This window comes from Pseudomonas sp. GNP012 (genome assembly GCF_054343835.1).
Genome location: NZ_JBTGUU010000001.1, coordinates 20,931 through 36,711, shown reverse-complemented (window position 1 = coordinate 36,711; position 15,781 = coordinate 20,931). Strand labels below are relative to the sequence as shown.

Here is a 15,781-nt window from a genome sequence, read left to right as displayed (position 1 = left end):
CTGACACTGTCCAATCTCACCAGAAAAGTTCTCCGATAGCGCCACATGCACGGCGCAAAAAACACCACGCTTCATTGTGGGAGCGGGCTTGCTCGCGAAGGCGGAGTGTCAGTCGCCATTGATGTCACTGACACATCGCCTTCGCGAGCAAGCCGCTCCCACAGGGAGATCTACGGTGTTTTTTCAGGCGGGGTAACCGGTGATTTTGCGGATGCTCTGGTACAACGGCTTGAGCTGTCGATACATGCGCAGGTAGACCTCTTTGTACAGTCGCTCATAGACCTGTTGCGCTTCGGGTTGCGGCAGGAAGACCGCACCGACCCGCGTCATCGCGGCGATCGCCGTGGGGAAATCCGCGTGCAGTCCCAGCCCCACCGCGCAGCAAATGGCCGCACCCAGGCCGGAGGCTTCGTAGACATGCGGACGCTCGGCCGGCAGGCCGAAAATGTTCGCCGTGAGTTGCATCGCGGCATCACTCTGGGAGCCGCCACCGGCGACACGCAAGCGCGTGACGGACACCCCCGAACGTTTCTCGATCTTCTCCATACCCTGGCGCAAGGCGTACGCCAGGCCTTCGAGGATGGCCCGGTAAATGTGCGCGCGGGTATGCACGTCGCCGAAGCCGATCATCGCGCCCTTGGCTTCCACACCCGGCTCGCGGATGCCCGGCGACCAGTAGGGTTGCAGCATCAACCCCATGGAGCCCGGCGGCACAGCCTCGACCAGCGCATCGAAGAGTTGTTCGGGCTCCACGCCCTGGGCTTTGGCCTGCTGCATTTCCCGCAGGCCGAACTCGTTCTTGAACCAGCTGACCATCCAGTAGCCGCGATAGATCATCACCTCGCAGTTGAATTGATCCGGCACCGCCGACGGGTAAGGCGGAATCAACGGGACGATTTCCAGGTAGCGCGAGCGGGTGCTGGTGATGGTCGCCGTGGTGCCGTAGGACAGGCACACAGTGCTGGCGTCGACGACGCCGGAACCCACGACTTCGCAGGCCTTGTCGGCACCCGCGGCAATCAGCGGCAGCCCCTCGGGAATGCCGGTGTGGCGGCTGGCCTCGGCGCTGATATAGCCCAGGGTTTCACCGGGCTTGTGCAGGCTCGGCAGTTGCTCGGGACGCACCGCCAGCGCCTGCCATTTCCAGTCGGTGGGTGCGGCCCATTTCAGGTGCTTGAAGTCGAAGGGCAAGTAACCGACACAACAGCCCACGGAATCGACAAAGCGCCCACAAAGACGATGGGTGAGAAACCCCGAGAGCAGCAGGAACTTGTCGGTCGCCGCCCAGACCTCAGGCTGATGACGGGCGATCCAGTTGGCCTCGGCCTGGGCGCGAAAGTAGTCCACCGTGGCTTGCGCGCCGACCAGTTTGAACAACCAGCCCCACGGTCCCTTGATACCGCCTTCGACTTCGCTCTGACGCTGATCGAGCCACAGAATGGCCGGGCGCAAAGGCTTGCCCTGGGCATCGACGTTGATCACCGTGCCGCGTTGGGTGGTCAGGGACACGCCGGCAATCTGTGAGCGATCGATCCCGGTTTGCTGCCACACCTGCTGGCAGGCTTCACCCAGTTTCTCCCAGTAATATTCCGGGTCTTGCTCAGCCCACCCAGGTTGTGCCGAGTAATAGGCCTGCAACTCGACCTTGCCTTTGCCCAGCAGATTGCCCTGCAGGTCGAAGAGCAGCGCGCGCACGCTCTGGGTGCCATTGTCGATGGCCAACAGGTAACGCTTGTTCGGGTGGTTATCCATGGAGCTCTCTTCAATGGGCATCAGTGCGTGGCATCCGGCAATCCGTGATGGCGTTGCCACAACGCCCGATAACGCTGTATCTCCTGCTGCCAACGCTCATCGTCCCAGCCCAGTCGCGGCTGGCAGAGTTGGCGAATGGCCGCGAAACAATCCTCGCCGCCACGCGGTAGCAGCAGGCCCAGGCGGGTGCGGCGCAGCAGCAAGTCATCGAGATGCAGAACCATTTCCGTCTCGCAGGCAACGGCCAGTTCCGCCCACAAGGTGTCCGTGCTGCCTACCGTTTCATGGCCCAATCGGGCGATCAGTTGCGCCAGCCTCGGCAGGTCACGACCATGCCGCCCGGCCAGACGCCGCCACTGGCTGGCGCTGAGCCCCGGTATCGCCAGCGGCGGCACGACGGCGAAAACCGGCGCGGCGTCATCATTGAAGGGCCGCTCGAGCATGCTCGCGCAGGCCCTGAGCACTTCGATCGCCTGCGGGCGAAAGGTGGTCAGCTTGCCGCCGGCCAGGGTCACGCAACCCGGCTCCTGCCACAGCACATGCTCACGGGTTTCATTCGACGGTTTGAGTTCACCCGCCACGCTGCCCACCACCGGGCGCACGCCCGACCAGGTCGACAGCACATCGGCTGCGACCACTTCAGCGCCGGGAAATTGTTGAGTGCAAGCCGCCAGCAGATAGTCGAGTTCCTCAGCACTGATACTCGCGCTTTGATCCAGATCTTCGCGATGATCGAGGTCCGTGGTGCCGACCACCGTGGCACCCTCCCAAGGGAAAACGAACACCGGTCGACGGTCACGCTCGTGCAGGAAGGTGAAGGCTTGCGCCACGGGCAGGCGCCAGCCCGGCAACAACAGATGACTGCCACGCAACGGGCGCAACTGGCGAGGCGCATCGGGCAGGCGCAAGCGCTCGGCCCACGCGCCGGTGGCCACGGCCAACACCCCACAACGCAGTGTCAGTGATCCGCCTCCCTCGCAGTCTTCGACCTGAACCCCGCAAACGCGCCCCTCCTCACGCAGCAATTGCTGCACGCGCACGCCGTTGAGCACCACGGCGCCGTCGGCCCGGGCCTCGCCCAATACGCGCATCACCAGGCGGGCATCATCGGTCAACGCATCGACAAAACAGGTGCCACCCAGCAGGCAGTCTTCCTTCACCCCTGGCGCCAGATAACGCAGTTGTTGCGCGTCATGGAAGTGATGGCTGCGCCGCCCGGCCAAGGCGTCATAGATCGACAGCAATCCACCCAGCACCCGCGGTCCGGGAAAACCGCCACGATAATGCGGCATCATGAAACTCATCGGCTCGACCAGCCCCGGCGCTTCGTCGAGCAGCCGCTGGCGTTCACGCACCGAATCGCGGGTCAGGCGCCACTGGCCCTTGGCGATGTAACGCAAACCGCCATGGACCATTTTCGAAGAGCGGCTGGAGGTGCCCCAGGCGAAGTCGCGCTGCTCCAGCAGCAGGCAACGCCACCCTCGGCGCGCGGCTTCGCGCAGGATGCCGGCGCCGCTGATGCCGCCGCCGATGACGATCAGGTCCCAGGTTTCAGCCGCCAGCGTCGGCAGCACCTGCTGACGCCACGCCGCGTTCCAGTCCAGGCTCATGGCCGTCACTCCTGCAACAGCGTGCCAGGGTTCAGTCGCCCGGCCGGATCGAAGTGCCGACTCAATGCCTGCAGGGTGTCCATCGCCAGCGCGCCCTTCTCGCGCAGCAGATACGGCGCATGGTCCTTGCCCACGCCATGCTGGTGACTGATGGTGCCGTGGTTGTCGACGATGGTCTGGCTGGCCGCCTGCTTGAGTGCCTGCCAGCGCGCCAGGGTGGCGGGGTAATCCGCCGCCGGGCGAAACACGTAGGTGGTGTAGATGCTCGAGCCTTCGCCGTAGACGTGGGACAGGTGGGTGAACACGTGGACCCGTTCGCCCTGCGCCGCCAAGGCGTCACGCAGGCTGGTTTCGATCAGCGTGAGCAAGTTATCGACGTTGCTCCAGTCGGTGGCCGTTTCCAGGGTGTCGACCACGTAACCGGCGTTCCACAGGTTCTCGCGCAGGTAGGGAAAGCGGAAGCGGTTCTGCGCCCACTTCTTGCCGAGCAAGGTGCCGGTAAACACCCCGCCGAACGCCTTGAGGTGCTGCCGGGCCTGACGCAGGGACAGCGCATTTTGCCGACGGTTGCCGGTCACGCCGAACGTCAGCAGGCATTTGCCTTCGCCAGCACCGCGCAGGGCCAGGTACTTTTCCAGCCAGGCGATCTGCTGCGGGTGACCGGCCAGTGCCAGCTGGGTTTCGGTTTCCACCGCGTTGGACAGGCGCAGCATCGACAGCGGCACGCGCGCCTGGGCCAACTGGCGGATGGCTTGCAGCGCCTTGGGCCAATCGGGCAGGAACACACCGTAGAAACGTTCATCGGCGGGCAGTGCGCTGACCCGTACCTTCACCTCGGAAATGATCCCGAAGCGGCCCTCACAACCCAACACCACCTCGCGCAGATCGGGTCCGGCCGCCGAGGCCGGAAAGGAGGGAATGTCCAAAGGTCCGGCAAAGGTTTCCAGGGTTCCGCCAGCGAACAGTTGCTCGATCCGCCCATAGCGCAATGACTGCTGGCCACTGGAGCGGCTGGCGACCCAACCGCCCAGGGTCGACAGCTCCCACGACTGCGGGAAATGCCCCAGGGTGTAACCACGGGCGCGCAACTGACTTTCCACCTGCGGTCCACTGGTGCCGGGGCCGAAGGTGGCCAGCAGGCTCTCTTCGTCGAGGTCCAGCAGGCGACTCATGCGGGCCAGGGAAACCGTCACCACTGGTCGCGCGGAACTCGGCGGGTTGATGTGACCGGCCACCGAGGTGCCGCCGCCATAGGGAATCAGGCACAGGTCCTGTTCATGGGCGAGCTGCAGTAAGCGGCGAATCTGCTCGGCACTCGTGGGATAGGCCACGGCGTCGGGATAATTGCCCAGCGCGCCCTCACGCAACGCCAGCCAGTCCGGCAGGCTTTGGCCGCGAGCATGCAGCAATCGATCATGGGCATCCACGCTGTACAGGAAGTGTTGCTGCAACCGCGACGGGGGTACGCGGGCCAATGCCGTCTCAAGCGTCGCGTCGGGCAGCGCTCGACCGTCACCTACCCGCCGGGCGAGAAAACTCGCGCCCTGGGCCGGCAGTTCGACCACCGTGGTTGCATCTCCCCAGCCGTTCCAGCGTCGCATGCGTGTGTCCTTTTGCGGTTCTGATCAGTGATATTTCAGGCCCCCATACTAGTCAGCCGCCGGAAAGTGTCACGGTCGCATCGGGCCAGTTCGAGTAGCCAATTGAGTCAAACGTCGCGCAGGCGTCAGCCATTTACTTTAGTCGTGCTTTCAAATTACCTTTCAGCGCATTCATCCGCGCACGCGGGCCTTGATCAAAGGAATACGATCATGCAATCCCTGGGCTTCACTTCCGTTCCGCCGCTGCTCAAATACCTGCGTCATGCCGAACAACTGGGCATGGCCATCGAGCCTGCGTTGGCGGCTGCCGGGTTGCAGGCGCAGCAGTTGAGCGACAACAGCCTGCGGTTGCCCGGCGAAGCCCATGAACGGCTACTCGATTATTTCTGCGAGCACTCGGGCGATCCGTTGTTCGGTCTCAACGCTGCGCGTTTTGTGTTGCCCAACTCCTGGAGCGTGCTGGGTTACATCACCATGAACTGCGCGACACTGGGCGATGCGATGAGCCGCATCATGCCGTTCGAGAAACTGGTAGGAGACATGGGTGTCAGCCGCGCCGAGGTGCAAGGCAGCGAGGTGCACCTGATCTGGACCTGCCGCCATCAACGCCCGCGAATTCGCCGGCACCTGGTGGAAAACGTGCTCGGCTCCTGGCTGCAATACGCGCGCTGGATCGCCGACACGCAAATGTCGCCGGCCGCCGTCTGGCTGGAACATGCCTGCCCGGCCGACACGACGCTGGCAGAGTACGAGCAGTTCTTCGACTGCCCGGTACTGTTCGACCAGCCTTATTCGGCGCTGATTGTGCCGTTGCCGTATTTGCAGTTGCCCTTGCGCCAGGCCGATGCGCAATTGCTGCGCACCCTGGAAGAACATGCCCAGGGGCTGATGGCCACACTGGAGGACGCGTCGCTGGAACAGCGGGTCAAAAGCATCCTGCGCCAGCTGCTCAAGGAGGGCCTGCCACGCAAGGAGCAGGTGGCCGAGCATCTCGCCGTGTCCGTGCGCACACTGCAACGCCAGCTGCATCAGGCCGGTACGTCGTACCAGCAGATCCTCGATGACCTGCGCCAGGAACTGGCCGAGCATTACCTGCTCAACAGCACCTTGCCGATTCAGGACATCGCCCAATACCTGGGTTTCACCGAACCCCGCTCGTTTCACCGCACGTTCAAAAGCCGGCGCGGGATGCCGCCCGGCGAGTTTCGCCAAACCCACCGGGTACCGAACGAAGGCTGATGGCTTAAGTCTGAGGGGCTGAAGGCTCAGGGGTTGAAGGTTCAGAGATTGATCGCGTTGGTGAACACCAACCGATTGCCGAACGGGTCGGCGATGGTCATGTCCTGGCTGCCCCAGGGCATGGCCTGAATCTGTGGATGGGAAAATCTGTATTCCCTGGCCAACAGTTGCTGTTGAAACTGCTCCAGCTCATCCGTCTCGATCCGCAGCGCAGAACCCGGCGTGCTGTCGCCATGGTGTTCGGACAAATGCAGCACACAATCGCCACGGGAGATTTGCAGGTACAGCGGGAAATCCGCTTCAAGTCGATGTTGCCAGTCGATCTTGAAACCGAGGAAATCGACGTAGAACTCCACTGCCTTGGCTTCGTCGAAAATACGCAGGACCGGAGTGGTTTTACCGAAGTTCATCGGGTTGCTCCCAGACATTGAAAAACCTGTGGGAGCGAGCTTGCTCGCGATGGTCGTTAACGATGACGCGTCTCTACTGGATAAACGCGGCGCTCTTTTGTCCATCGCGAGCAAGCTCGCTCCTACATAGACGTACCGACCCGCAATGGTAGTCGGGTTTGATGTCAGTCCTTCGGCGCGGAAATGCCAATCTTTAATCTCAAAGTGCCATCACCGTGACGCAATCCGCGAAACTCACTGAAAACCCGTGCGCAAATCCCCTTGCCGCGCCAAAAACCGCCCCTCCCTGCGTCCGTTGGCCTGGCCATCGCGGTAACTCAACACACCGTTGACCCACACCCCTTCAATGCCCACCGCCGCCCGCTGCGGATCGTTGAAATCAGCCACATCCCGAATGGTCGCCGGATCGAACAACACCAGGTCCGCCCAATGGCCTTCGCGTATTTCACCGCGTGCCTTCAAACCGAAGCGTGCCGCCGACAGCCCGGTCATTTTGTGCACGGCGGTGTGCAGCGGGAACAGCCCTACGTCACGGCTGAAATGTCCGAGCACCCTGGGGAATGCGCCCCACAACCGTGGGTGCGGAAACGGGTCTTCCGGCAAGCCGTCGGAGCCGACCATCGACAGCGGATGCGCGAGGATCCGGCGCACATCCGCCTCATCCATGCCGTAGTACACCGCACCGGCCGGCTGGAGTTGGCGGGCGGCATCGAGCAACGACAGGTTCCATTCGGCGGCGATGTCCATCAGGTCGCGGCCGCCCATCTCCGGATGCGGCGTCGACCAGGTGATGGTGATGCGGTGGGCATCGGTCACCTGCTTGAGGTCCAGGGTCGATGAACTCGCGGCGTAGGGATAACAGTCGCAGCCCACCGGGTGGGTCTTCGCCGCCTGTTCGAGGGACGCCAGCAACTGCGGACTGCGCCCCCAGTTGCCGGCACCGGCACATTTGAGGTGGGAAATGATCACCGGGCTTTGCGCATGGCGACCGATCCGGAACGCCTCGTCCATGGCCTCCAGCACCGGCTCGAACTCACTGCGCAAATGGGTGGTGTAGACCGCGCCGAATGCGCTCAGCTCTTCGGTCAGTTGCATCACTTCATCGGTCGATGCCGAGAAGGCACTGGCATAGGCAAGGCCGGTGGACAGGCCCAGCGCACCAGCCTCAAGGCTCTCGCGCAGTTGCTTGCGCATCGCGGCGATTTCTTCAGTTGTGGCGGTGCGCAACAGATCGTCGAGGTGGTTGCTGCGCAACGCGGTATGACCCACCAAAGCGGCGACGTTCAGCGTAGTGTTCGCCGCTTCGACCGCCGCCCGATAGTCGCGGAAGGTCGGATAAACGAACGCAGCGGCCATGCCGAGCAGGTTCATCGGATCCGGCGGATCACCGCGCAAACTCACCGGTGAAGCACTGATCCCACAGTTGCCGACGATCACAGTGGTCACGCCCTGGCTGAGCTTGGGCAGCATCTGCGGCTGACGAATGACCACGGTGTCGTCATGGGTGTGCACGTCGATGAAACCCGGTGCCAGCACATGGCCCTGTGCGTCGACTTCTTCGTTGGCACGGGCATCGCGCAAGTCGCCGATACGCTCAATGCGCCCGCTGAGAATGGCCACGTCGGCGGGATAACCGGGGCTGTTGCTGCCGTCGATGATCAGGGCGTTGCGAATCAGCGTGTCGTACTGCATGTCAGTCTCCCTGCGACAAGTGATCATCACCGACCGATCTTTCCCCGCTCAGCGTGGGAAAGATCGAATGGCTGAGTTCAGTCGTGCTGCATCCGGGCGCGCTTGAGCAGCTTTTTGCAGCGCTCGGACAAGTGCAGCACTCGCAAGTGTTTTCCAGCCTTGGCGTAGCGCTCGCGCAAGGTGCCCAGCGCGGCGATGGCCGAGTAGTCGACAAAGCTCAGGTGCTGGCAATCCAGGGTCACTTGCGCCGGGTCATTGGCCGGATCGAACTGATTGAGAAAGGGTGTGGTCGAGGCGAAGAACAGCGTGCCATGCACCCGATACAGCTTGCTGCCGTCGTTCTCCAGATGACTGTCGGCATACAACTGGCGGGCCTGCTGCCAGGCAAAGTTCAGCGCCGCAATGATGATGCCGCAGAGCACTGCGGTGGCCAGGTCGGTGAACACGGTAATCACTGTCACCGCGATGATCACCAGCACGTCGTTGAGCGGCACCTTGTTCAGCACCCGCAACGAGGCCCAGGCAAAGGTCTGTTGCGACACCACGAACATCACCCCGACCAGCGCGGCCAATGGAATACGCTCGATCAGCGGCGACAGAAACAGGATGAACAGCAGGATCGACACCCCGGCCACCACCCCGGACAAGCGACCGCGGCCGCCGGAACTGAGGTTGATTACGGTCTGGCCGATCATGGCGCAACCGCCCATGCCGCCGAATGCACCGGACACCACATTCGCCGCTCCCAGCGCCACGCACTCGCGATCCGGGTAGCCACGGCTCTCGGTGATTTCGTCGGTGAGGTTGAGGGTCAACAGGGTTTCCAGCAACCCAACCAGTGCCATCAGGATCGCGTAGGGCGCGATGATGCGCAGGGTGTCCAGATTCCACGCAATGTCCGGCAGCGCCAGCGTCGGCAGGCCACCGGCAATGTGTGCCATGTCGCCCAGGGTGCGGGTTGGCAAGCCAAGCAGATACACCGCCAGGCCCACGCCGAGAATCGCCACCAGCGCCGGCGGTACGGTGCGGGTCAGGCGCGGCAGTACGTAGACAACGGCCATGGTCACCGCGACCAGGCCAAGCATCATGTACAGCGGCATGCCGCTCAGCCAGGCCTCACCGTCCTTGAAGTGCTCCAGTTGCGCCAGGGCAATGATGATCGCCAGGCCGTTGACGAAGCCGAGCATCACCGGGTGCGGCACCATGCGCACCAGTTTGCCGAGCTTGAGCAGCCCGAACGCCATCATGATCAGCCCGCCCAGCAACACCGTGGCCAGCAAATACTGCACGCCGTGTTGCACCACCAGCGCGACGATCACCACGGCCATCGACCCGGCCGCGCCGGACACCATGCCCGGTCGCCCGCCGAAGAGCGCGGTCAGGGTGCAGATGATGAACGCGCCATAGAGCCCCATCAGCGGATTGAGGTGGGCCACCAGGGCGAAAGCGATGCACTCGGGCAACAGGGCGAAGGAGGTGGTAAGCCCGGCCAGGACATCGGCGCGTAGACGTTTTGCTTTCATGGGGGGACCGCATACAGGGAGAGACGAAAAAAGAGTGTGCGGATGTTACGGAATCGAGGGCCGACCGGCCATCATCTGTGTCATCGAAAATGTCTTCGCGAGCAAGCCCGCTCCCACAATTGATCGCGCTTCGTCAGAAGGAATGTAATCGAATGTGGGAGCGGGCTTGCTCGCGAAGAACGATGACGCGGTCTAATAGCGAACTCACACCATCTCGTCGCGAATCCACTCCATCACAGACATGCGCTTCGGCACCCAACCCAACAGTTCCCGCGCAAGACATCGAGCAAGGCTTGCGCCGCGCCACGATGATCGCCTCTGCGCAGGAGTCACGAATCAGCCTTTGAAATCCGCGCTCGCATAATCCGCCAACTTGCCCTGGATAAAGTCCAGGAAGCATTGAATCCGCAAGGCCAGCTGCGAGTTGCGGTAGTACACCGCATTGATCGGCTGGCGGTAGCCGCTGTTGAATTCGGCCAGCAACACTTTCAAGCGTCCGGCACGAATGTCCTCGATGGTCATGAAGTGCGACAGGCTGGCGATGCCCTGGCCGTCCAGTGCCAGATGGCGGATGGTCTCGCCGCTTGAGGCGCTGATCGACGCCTGGATCGGCCAGCGATCGCCATGCACGTAACGCAGGGGCCATTGGTTGAGGCCTTCGTTCTGGGTGAACCCCAGCAGCGTATGGTTGGCCAGGTCAGCCACGGCTTGCGGTGTGCCGTGCTTATCCAGGTAGGCCGGGCTGGCGACGATGTGCAGCGGGCTGCAGCCCAGGGAGCGGGCATGCAGTGTCGAGTCGGTCAGGGTGCCAATGCGAATGGCGATGTCGGTGCTCTGTTCCAGCAGGTCGATGATCAAGTCGTTGCTGTTGAGTTCGAGCTGGATGTCGGGGTAAAGCCTGCGGAATTCATCGATGTAGGGCACGATGGCGTGCAGCATGAAAGGTGATGCCGCGTTGATCCGCAGGCGCCCGGACGGTGTTTGCTGGCGTGAGGACAGGCGCTCTTCGAGCTCGTCCATCTGATCGAGAATGCGCTTGGCATGCTCGAAGAAATACTTGCCCTCCTCGGTCAGGTCCATGCGTCGCGTGGTGCGATTGATCAAGGTGGTGTCGAGCTTGGACTCCAGCCGCGACAGCGTGCGGCTGACCGCCGAAGGCGTTTGCCCGACCTGCTCGGCCGCCGCGGAAATCGACCCGCATTCAATCACGCAGACGAATATCTGCAATTCATCGGATCTGGCTTTCACGTGTGTCCCTTATCGATAGTCCTGCGCCGCTTCTTTTGAATTGTGAGGAACCATTGTGGCGAGGGGGCTTGCCCCCGTTGGTCCGCGAAGCGGACCCACAACCCACTAACGCGGTGGTTCAGGAAGTCACGCGTCAAGCGACTTTACGACGGCTTCGCCGCCGAACGGGGGCAAGCCCCCTCGCCACAAAGGCCCCCTCGCCACAGGAACGGTGCCGGACTCAAATAATCGATAGTAGCCCGAAACAGTCACGCCTTCAGGCCAAACACCTCAATCAAATGCTGCTCATAACGCGCCACGTCGCCTTCGATGTTCGGGCGCTTCATCACATCTACGCAGAGGAACGTTGGCAAACCGGTCATGCCCAGGAACTCGTTGGCCTTGTGGAACGGGAAGTAAACCGCGTCCACACCTTTGGCTTCGAAGAAATCGCTCGGGTCGTCGAAGGCTTGCTGCGGGGCGTTCCAGGTCAGCGACAACATGTATTGCTTGCCGTGGATCAGGCCGCCGCTGCCGTATTTCTGCGAGGCGTCGGAACGGGTGCGGCCGTCGCTGGCGTAGAGGCTGCCATGGCCTTCGGTGAAGACTTCATCGATGTACTTCTTCACGGTCCACGGCGCGCCCATCCACCAGCCGGGCATCTGGTAAATGATCACGTCGGCCCAGAGAAACTTGGCCACTTCTTCGGCGACGTCGTAGCCCTCGTCGATGAAGGTGGTTTTGATATCCATACCACCGCGATCCAGCACGCTCAACGCGGCTTCATGCAGGGTGGTGTTGTAGCGGCCGTCGGAGTGCGCAAATTGTTTGCCGCCGTTGAGCAACAGGACTTTTTTCATGGAAGGTCTCGGTAAGGGTCGGGAATTCGATGGCGGCAGAGTACCGATCGGCCTCGCGCGGAATAAGCGGCGATTTGGCAAAAGTCATTTGACCTACAAGCACGAATCAGTAGTCGATTATTGCCTTAGACTGGCGCCCATTCTGACCTGAGGAGAGATGTAGATGAGTGAAATCCAGGGCTTCATCCTGCACGCCAAGACCCGTCCGGAAAAATCCGACGCCTTCGAAGCGTTTTTCAGCGGCTACGTGCAAGCAAGCCGCGCCGAACCCGGCTGCATCGAATACCACATGCTGCGCGACAAACAGGACCCGACCCTGTTCATTTTCTACGAGATCTGGCAGTCCCAGGCCCATCTGGACGTGCACTCGAACCTGCCGCACATGAAGCAGTTCCTCGAGCAGCGCGATGAATATCTGGAACGGGACTTCGACATCCGCGCCATCGACATGATCAGCCCGTCGTCCGCTAGCCGCTGATCAGCAAATGGCCGCCAAGCACACCCAGGCCAACGAAAAACACGCGCTTGAACCACAAGGCGCTGATCCGCTGGCGCAGCGATTGTCCCAGCCACATGCCGAGCATGGCCGGGATCAGCGCCAGCAGCGAGGCGCTCAACTCGCCCCCGCCGAGCGCGCCACGCCATAGCAAGCCACCGGCCAGGGCCAGGGTCGAGACGGTGAACGACAGGCCCAGCGCCTGCACCAGTTCGTCCCGGCTCAAACCCAGTGCTTGCAGATAGGGCACCGCCGGAATCACGAACACGCCGGTGGCCGACGTGATAACGCCGGTCAGCAGGCCACACAGTGGACCGAGCCCGCGTTCGCTGCGCCGCCCCACCCGCAAGGTCGGCAGGCACAATCCACTCAGCGCATACAGCAACAACGCAGCGCCCAACCCTCGCACCACCCAATGGCCACCGCTCATGCCGATCCACAACGTGCCCAGCCCTGTGCCGATGAAGATCGCCAGCAACATCGGCCACAGTCGTTTGATCAATCCGGACAAATGCCCGCCGAATGCCAGTTGCCAGACGTTGGTGAGCGTTGCCGGAATGATCAATAGCGCGGCTGCCTGCGACGGCGCCATAGCCAGACCGAGCAGTCCCATGGCAACCGTTGGCAGGCCGAGGCCGATCACGCCCTTGATCATGCCAGCCAGCACAAAGGTGCCGATCACCAGCAGTGACAGGGCCAATCCGAGGTTCTGGTAAAACGCCGAGAGTGTGTTCATGGGGCTATGGTGGGCCCGCGGGGGTTGATTGAAAATCTGCCATATACTAAGGCTGCCTCTTGCTATGACAGAGGCTGAGAATTTCGCTGAAGCGACTGGCCCCTTCGCGGGCAAGCCCGCTCCCACAGGTGACGCTATCCACTGTGGGAGCGGGCTTGCCCGCGAAGGGGCCAGTCCAGACAGCAAATAAACCGGGGATGACAATGCACTTCGACCTGACCGACCTGCGCCTGTACCTGAACATCCTCGACTCCGGCAACATCACTGCCGGCGCCGCACGCAGTCATCTGTCACTCGCGGCGGCCAGCGCGCGAATTCGCGCCATGGAGGCATCACTGGGCGTCGAGTTTCTTCAGCGCAACCGTCGCGGGGTCAGCCCGACGCCGGCCGGCGATGCTCTGGCCCGGCACGCCCGGGTTCTGCTGCAACAGGCCGAACGCCTGCAACAGGAACTGGCCGAATACGCCAAGGGCGTCAAAGGCCAGGTGCGGCTGCTGTGCAATACCACGGCGATCACCGAGTACCTGCCGGAGTTGCTCGCGGACTTCCTGCACAACCACCCCAACCTCGACATTGACCTGCAGGAACTGCCCAGCGCCCGCATCACCCACGCCTTGCGCCAGGGCGCGGCGGAGCTGGGCATCGTTTCCGATGCGGTGGACACCGATGACCTGCAGACCCGAGCGTTCCGCGATGATCCGCTGGTGCTGATCATGCCCCGCGAACATCCCCTGGCACAGGCAACCTCGGTGAGCTTCACCGATACGCTGCATCACGACTACGTCGGCCTGAATGCCAACAGCGCGCTGGCGGTGTATCTCGAAGAACAGGCACTGCACGCCGGCCTGCGCATGCAGATTCGCATCCGCGCCGATGGCTTCGATGGCGTGATGCGCATGGTCGCCCGTGGCGCGGGCCTGGCGATTGTGCCGCTGGCTGCGGTCGAGCGCGGGTCCGGTGGCCTGTCCTTCAAGAGCCTCGCCCTGCAGGAAGTCTGGGGCCAACGCAAACTGCTGCTCTGTGCACGGGACTTCGCCGCATTGCCCGGCTATGCCAAGGCCCTGCTGCATGCCTTGACTCTCCCCTGAGGGGCAGACTTTATCCTTGAGGTTTGATTTTCAAGGACAGCGATGATGGGTAAACGAATACTGGTGATCCTCGGGCATCCGTCCAGCAACAGCTTCTGCGCCGCCCTTGCCGAGCGTTACACACTGTCGGCCGTGCGCGCCGGGCATGAGGTGCGTCAGTTGTTTCTCGGCACCCTGGATTTTGACCCGGTGCTGCGCGAAGGTTATCAGCAGGTTCAGCCGCTGGAGGCCGACTTGCATAACGCCCAGGCCGACATCCTGTGGGCCGAACAGCTGACGCTGGTTTATCCAATCTGGTGGGGTGGCGTACCGGCCTTGCTCAAGGGCTTTTTCGACCGGGTGTTCTTGCCGGGTTTTGCCTTCAAGTATCGCCAGGGCAAAGCCTTCCCCGACAAACTTCTGCGCGGCCGAACCGCCCACCTGTTGGTGACGATGGACACACCGCCCTGGTACTACCGCTGGATCTACCGCATGCCCGGTTTGCATCAGGTCCGCAAAACCACGCTGGAATTCTGTGGCATCAAGCCAACCCGAACCCTCACCTTCGGGCCAATTCTCGGCGCCAGCGCAGACCGGCATGCGGCCTGGTTACGCCAGGCCGAAGCTATCGCCAGCGCTTGAGTCGGTCGATAATGCGCCGAGCTTTATCCTCGGAGAAAAGGACCTTCCCATGTACATCGGCCAAGCTGCGCAACGTTCCGGAACCACTGTCAAAAGCATCCGTCACTACGAGTCGATTGGCCTGCTGCCTGCCGCTCGACGTCAGGGCAAGTACCGCATCTACGACCAGCACAGCGTCGATCTGCTGATGTTCATCAAATGTGCGCAGCAGCTGGGTTTCAGGCTCAAGGAATTGCAGTCAGCCTTTGCCGGACATCAGGGCCCGCAGTTGCCATGGGAACGGGCCCATCAGGTCATCGCCAGCAAAAAACAGGAAATCGCCGAACGGATAGCGGCACTGTCGCAACAGCACGCGCAATTGGTCGAGTTCGAAAGCAGCCTCGAACAATCCAGGCTCGACTGCCCGTTGACCCGTCTTTGAGGGCTGTGCGTTTCTGGACAGCTCAGTGTCGAGCACAGACAACTGACACACGGACAGGCGCTATAGGGTGCGACTTCAGTTCCTGAGCCCACTGCCCGGAGTCATCATGACCGCACCGATTACCGTTCTTCGCGACACCCACCCGCTGCCCGTACTCGACGCCTGCAAATGGGAAAAACTCGAAGGCGACCCGCACACCGTCAACCTCAACGCCTACACCAGTGAAGACGGCAGCAAGATCATGGGCACCTGGATCTGCACGCCCGGCAAGTGGTACGTGGAATATGTGAAGTGGGAGTACTGCCATTTCCAGGAAGGCTACTGCATCATCACCCCCGAAGGCATGGCGCCGATCCACCTGCGCGCTGGTGACATCTTTGTCATCGAGCCCGGGATGAAAGGCACCTGGGAAGTGGTGGAGACCGTGCGCAAATATTTCGTGTTTGCCTGATACAAAAAAACCGGGGGATCACCCGACGTGATCTCCCGGTCAAAAGTCTTTAGG

Annotated in this window: 15 protein-coding genes; 6 read left to right on the top strand and 9 right to left on the bottom strand. The window is 62.2% G+C overall.

What is annotated here, in order from left to right; all coding sequences use genetic code 11:
- Window positions 1-183 precede the first annotated feature (183 nt).
- The 3 genes from ACXX83_RS00140 to ACXX83_RS00130 are packed head-to-tail and all read right to left on the bottom strand — an operon-like array spanning window position 184 to window position 4,963.
- Entirely contained in the window at window positions 184-1,752 is a 1,569-nt protein-coding gene (locus ACXX83_RS00140; protein WP_458547298.1) for an FGGY-family carbohydrate kinase, read from the bottom strand.
- A 20-nt stretch (window positions 1,753-1,772) separates the two neighbouring features.
- The gene (locus ACXX83_RS00135; protein WP_458547297.1) at window positions 1,773-3,362 is read right to left on the bottom strand and encodes a glycerol-3-phosphate dehydrogenase/oxidase; all 1,590 of its coding nucleotides are present in this window, start codon (window positions 3,360-3,362) and stop codon (window positions 1,773-1,775) included.
- Window positions 3,363-3,367: 5 nt separating this feature from the next.
- Window positions 3,368-4,963 (bottom strand): FAD-binding oxidoreductase, encoded by a 1,596-nt coding sequence (locus tag ACXX83_RS00130; protein WP_458547296.1) that lies wholly within the window; start codon window positions 4,961-4,963, stop codon window positions 3,368-3,370.
- A 210-nt stretch (window positions 4,964-5,173) separates the two neighbouring features.
- Here ACXX83_RS00130 and gliR point away from each other — a divergent pair, with 210 nt between their 5' ends.
- Window positions 5,174-6,202 (top strand): AraC family transcriptional regulator GliR, encoded by a 1,029-nt coding sequence (gene gliR, locus ACXX83_RS00125; RefSeq protein ID WP_126049152.1) that lies wholly within the window; start codon window positions 5,174-5,176, stop codon window positions 6,200-6,202.
- Window positions 6,203-6,243: 41 nt separating this feature from the next.
- On the opposite strand, the gene ACXX83_RS00120 is transcribed toward gliR, so the two are convergent.
- The 5 genes from ACXX83_RS00120 to mdaB all read right to left on the bottom strand — a co-directional run bounded on the left by ACXX83_RS00120 (window position 6,244) and on the right by mdaB (window position 11,914).
- Window positions 6,244-6,612 (bottom strand): glyoxalase superfamily protein, encoded by a 369-nt coding sequence (locus ACXX83_RS00120; protein ID WP_458547295.1) that lies wholly within the window; start codon window positions 6,610-6,612, stop codon window positions 6,244-6,246.
- Window positions 6,613-6,846: 234 nt separating this feature from the next.
- A complete protein-coding gene (locus tag ACXX83_RS00115) occupies window positions 6,847-8,304 on the bottom strand; it encodes an N-acyl-D-amino-acid deacylase family protein (protein ID WP_458547294.1) in 1,458 nt (485 codons plus the stop codon).
- 77 nt (window positions 8,305-8,381) lie between these two features.
- Window positions 8,382-9,827, bottom strand: coding sequence for a SulP family inorganic anion transporter (locus ACXX83_RS00110; RefSeq protein ID WP_458547293.1), 1,446 nt, complete (start codon window positions 9,825-9,827; stop codon window positions 8,382-8,384).
- Between the two features lie 336 nt (window positions 9,828-10,163).
- Entirely contained in the window at window positions 10,164-11,075 is a 912-nt protein-coding gene (locus ACXX83_RS00105) for a LysR family transcriptional regulator (protein ID WP_458547292.1), read from the bottom strand.
- Between the two features lie 248 nt (window positions 11,076-11,323).
- Complete coding sequence (gene mdaB, locus ACXX83_RS00100; protein ID WP_458547291.1) at window positions 11,324-11,914, bottom strand: NADPH:quinone oxidoreductase MdaB; 591 nt, start codon at window positions 11,912-11,914, stop codon at window positions 11,324-11,326.
- A 163-nt stretch (window positions 11,915-12,077) separates the two neighbouring features.
- Between mdaB and ACXX83_RS00095 the strand changes: the two genes are divergently transcribed.
- Window positions 12,078-12,392: a putative quinol monooxygenase gene (locus tag ACXX83_RS00095; RefSeq protein WP_015093360.1), complete on the top strand. Its 315-nt coding sequence runs from the start codon at window positions 12,078-12,080 to the stop codon at window positions 12,390-12,392.
- Here ACXX83_RS00095 and ACXX83_RS00090 read toward each other — a convergent pair.
- On the bottom strand, window positions 12,382-13,146 hold the full coding sequence (locus ACXX83_RS00090; RefSeq protein WP_015093359.1) for a sulfite exporter TauE/SafE family protein: 765 nt from the start codon (window positions 13,144-13,146) through the stop codon (window positions 12,382-12,384). The two genes, ACXX83_RS00095 and ACXX83_RS00090, sit on opposite strands and share 11 nt — an antisense overlap.
- Before the next feature lie 203 nt (window positions 13,147-13,349).
- Here ACXX83_RS00090 and ACXX83_RS00085 point away from each other — a divergent pair, with 203 nt between their 5' ends.
- The 4 genes from ACXX83_RS00085 (at window position 13,350) to ACXX83_RS00070 (ending at window position 15,727) form a co-directional block, all read left to right on the top strand.
- Window positions 13,350-14,234, top strand: coding sequence for a LysR family transcriptional regulator (locus tag ACXX83_RS00085; protein WP_458547290.1), 885 nt, complete (start codon window positions 13,350-13,352; stop codon window positions 14,232-14,234).
- 42 nt (window positions 14,235-14,276) lie between these two features.
- Window positions 14,277-14,855, top strand: a complete 579-nt coding sequence (locus ACXX83_RS00080; RefSeq protein ID WP_015093357.1) for an NAD(P)H-dependent oxidoreductase — start codon at window positions 14,277-14,279, stop codon at window positions 14,853-14,855.
- 49 nt (window positions 14,856-14,904) lie between these two features.
- Window positions 14,905-15,276 (top strand): MerR family transcriptional regulator, encoded by a 372-nt coding sequence (locus ACXX83_RS00075; protein WP_015093356.1) that lies wholly within the window; start codon window positions 14,905-14,907, stop codon window positions 15,274-15,276.
- Between the two features lie 106 nt (window positions 15,277-15,382).
- A complete protein-coding gene (locus tag ACXX83_RS00070) occupies window positions 15,383-15,727 on the top strand; it encodes a cupin domain-containing protein (protein WP_007900627.1) in 345 nt (114 codons plus the stop codon).
- The last annotated feature ends 54 nt before the right edge of the window (window positions 15,728-15,781 follow it).

Excerpts from the sequence above, each read along its gene's own strand:
- ACXX83_RS00140 (WP_458547298.1), bottom strand. The coding sequence starts at position 1,752 with ATGGATAACCACCCGAACAAGCGTTACCTGTTGGCCATCGACAATGGC.
- ACXX83_RS00135 (WP_458547297.1), bottom strand. The coding sequence starts at position 3,362 with ATGAGCCTGGACTGGAACGCGGCGTGGCGTCAGCAGGTGCTGCCGACG.
- ACXX83_RS00130 (WP_458547296.1), bottom strand. The coding sequence starts at position 4,963 with ATGCGACGCTGGAACGGCTGGGGAGATGCAACCACGGTGGTCGAACTG.
- gliR (WP_126049152.1), top strand. The coding sequence starts at position 5,174 with ATGCAATCCCTGGGCTTCACTTCCGTTCCGCCGCTGCTCAAATACCTG.
- ACXX83_RS00120 (WP_458547295.1), bottom strand. The coding sequence starts at position 6,612 with ATGAACTTCGGTAAAACCACTCCGGTCCTGCGTATTTTCGACGAAGCC.
- ACXX83_RS00115 (WP_458547294.1), bottom strand. The coding sequence starts at position 8,304 with ATGCAGTACGACACGCTGATTCGCAACGCCCTGATCATCGACGGCAGC.
- ACXX83_RS00110 (WP_458547293.1), bottom strand. The coding sequence starts at position 9,827 with ATGAAAGCAAAACGTCTACGCGCCGATGTCCTGGCCGGGCTTACCACC.
- mdaB (WP_458547291.1), bottom strand. The coding sequence starts at position 11,914 with ATGAAAAAAGTCCTGTTGCTCAACGGCGGCAAACAATTTGCGCACTCC.
- ACXX83_RS00095 (WP_015093360.1), top strand. The coding sequence starts at position 12,078 with ATGAGTGAAATCCAGGGCTTCATCCTGCACGCCAAGACCCGTCCGGAA.
- ACXX83_RS00090 (WP_015093359.1), bottom strand. The coding sequence starts at position 13,146 with ATGAACACACTCTCGGCGTTTTACCAGAACCTCGGATTGGCCCTGTCA.
- ACXX83_RS00085 (WP_458547290.1), top strand. The coding sequence starts at position 13,350 with ATGCACTTCGACCTGACCGACCTGCGCCTGTACCTGAACATCCTCGAC.
- ACXX83_RS00080 (WP_015093357.1), top strand. The coding sequence starts at position 14,277 with ATGATGGGTAAACGAATACTGGTGATCCTCGGGCATCCGTCCAGCAAC.
- ACXX83_RS00075 (WP_015093356.1), top strand. The coding sequence starts at position 14,905 with ATGTACATCGGCCAAGCTGCGCAACGTTCCGGAACCACTGTCAAAAGC.
- ACXX83_RS00070 (WP_007900627.1), top strand. The coding sequence starts at position 15,383 with ATGACCGCACCGATTACCGTTCTTCGCGACACCCACCCGCTGCCCGTA.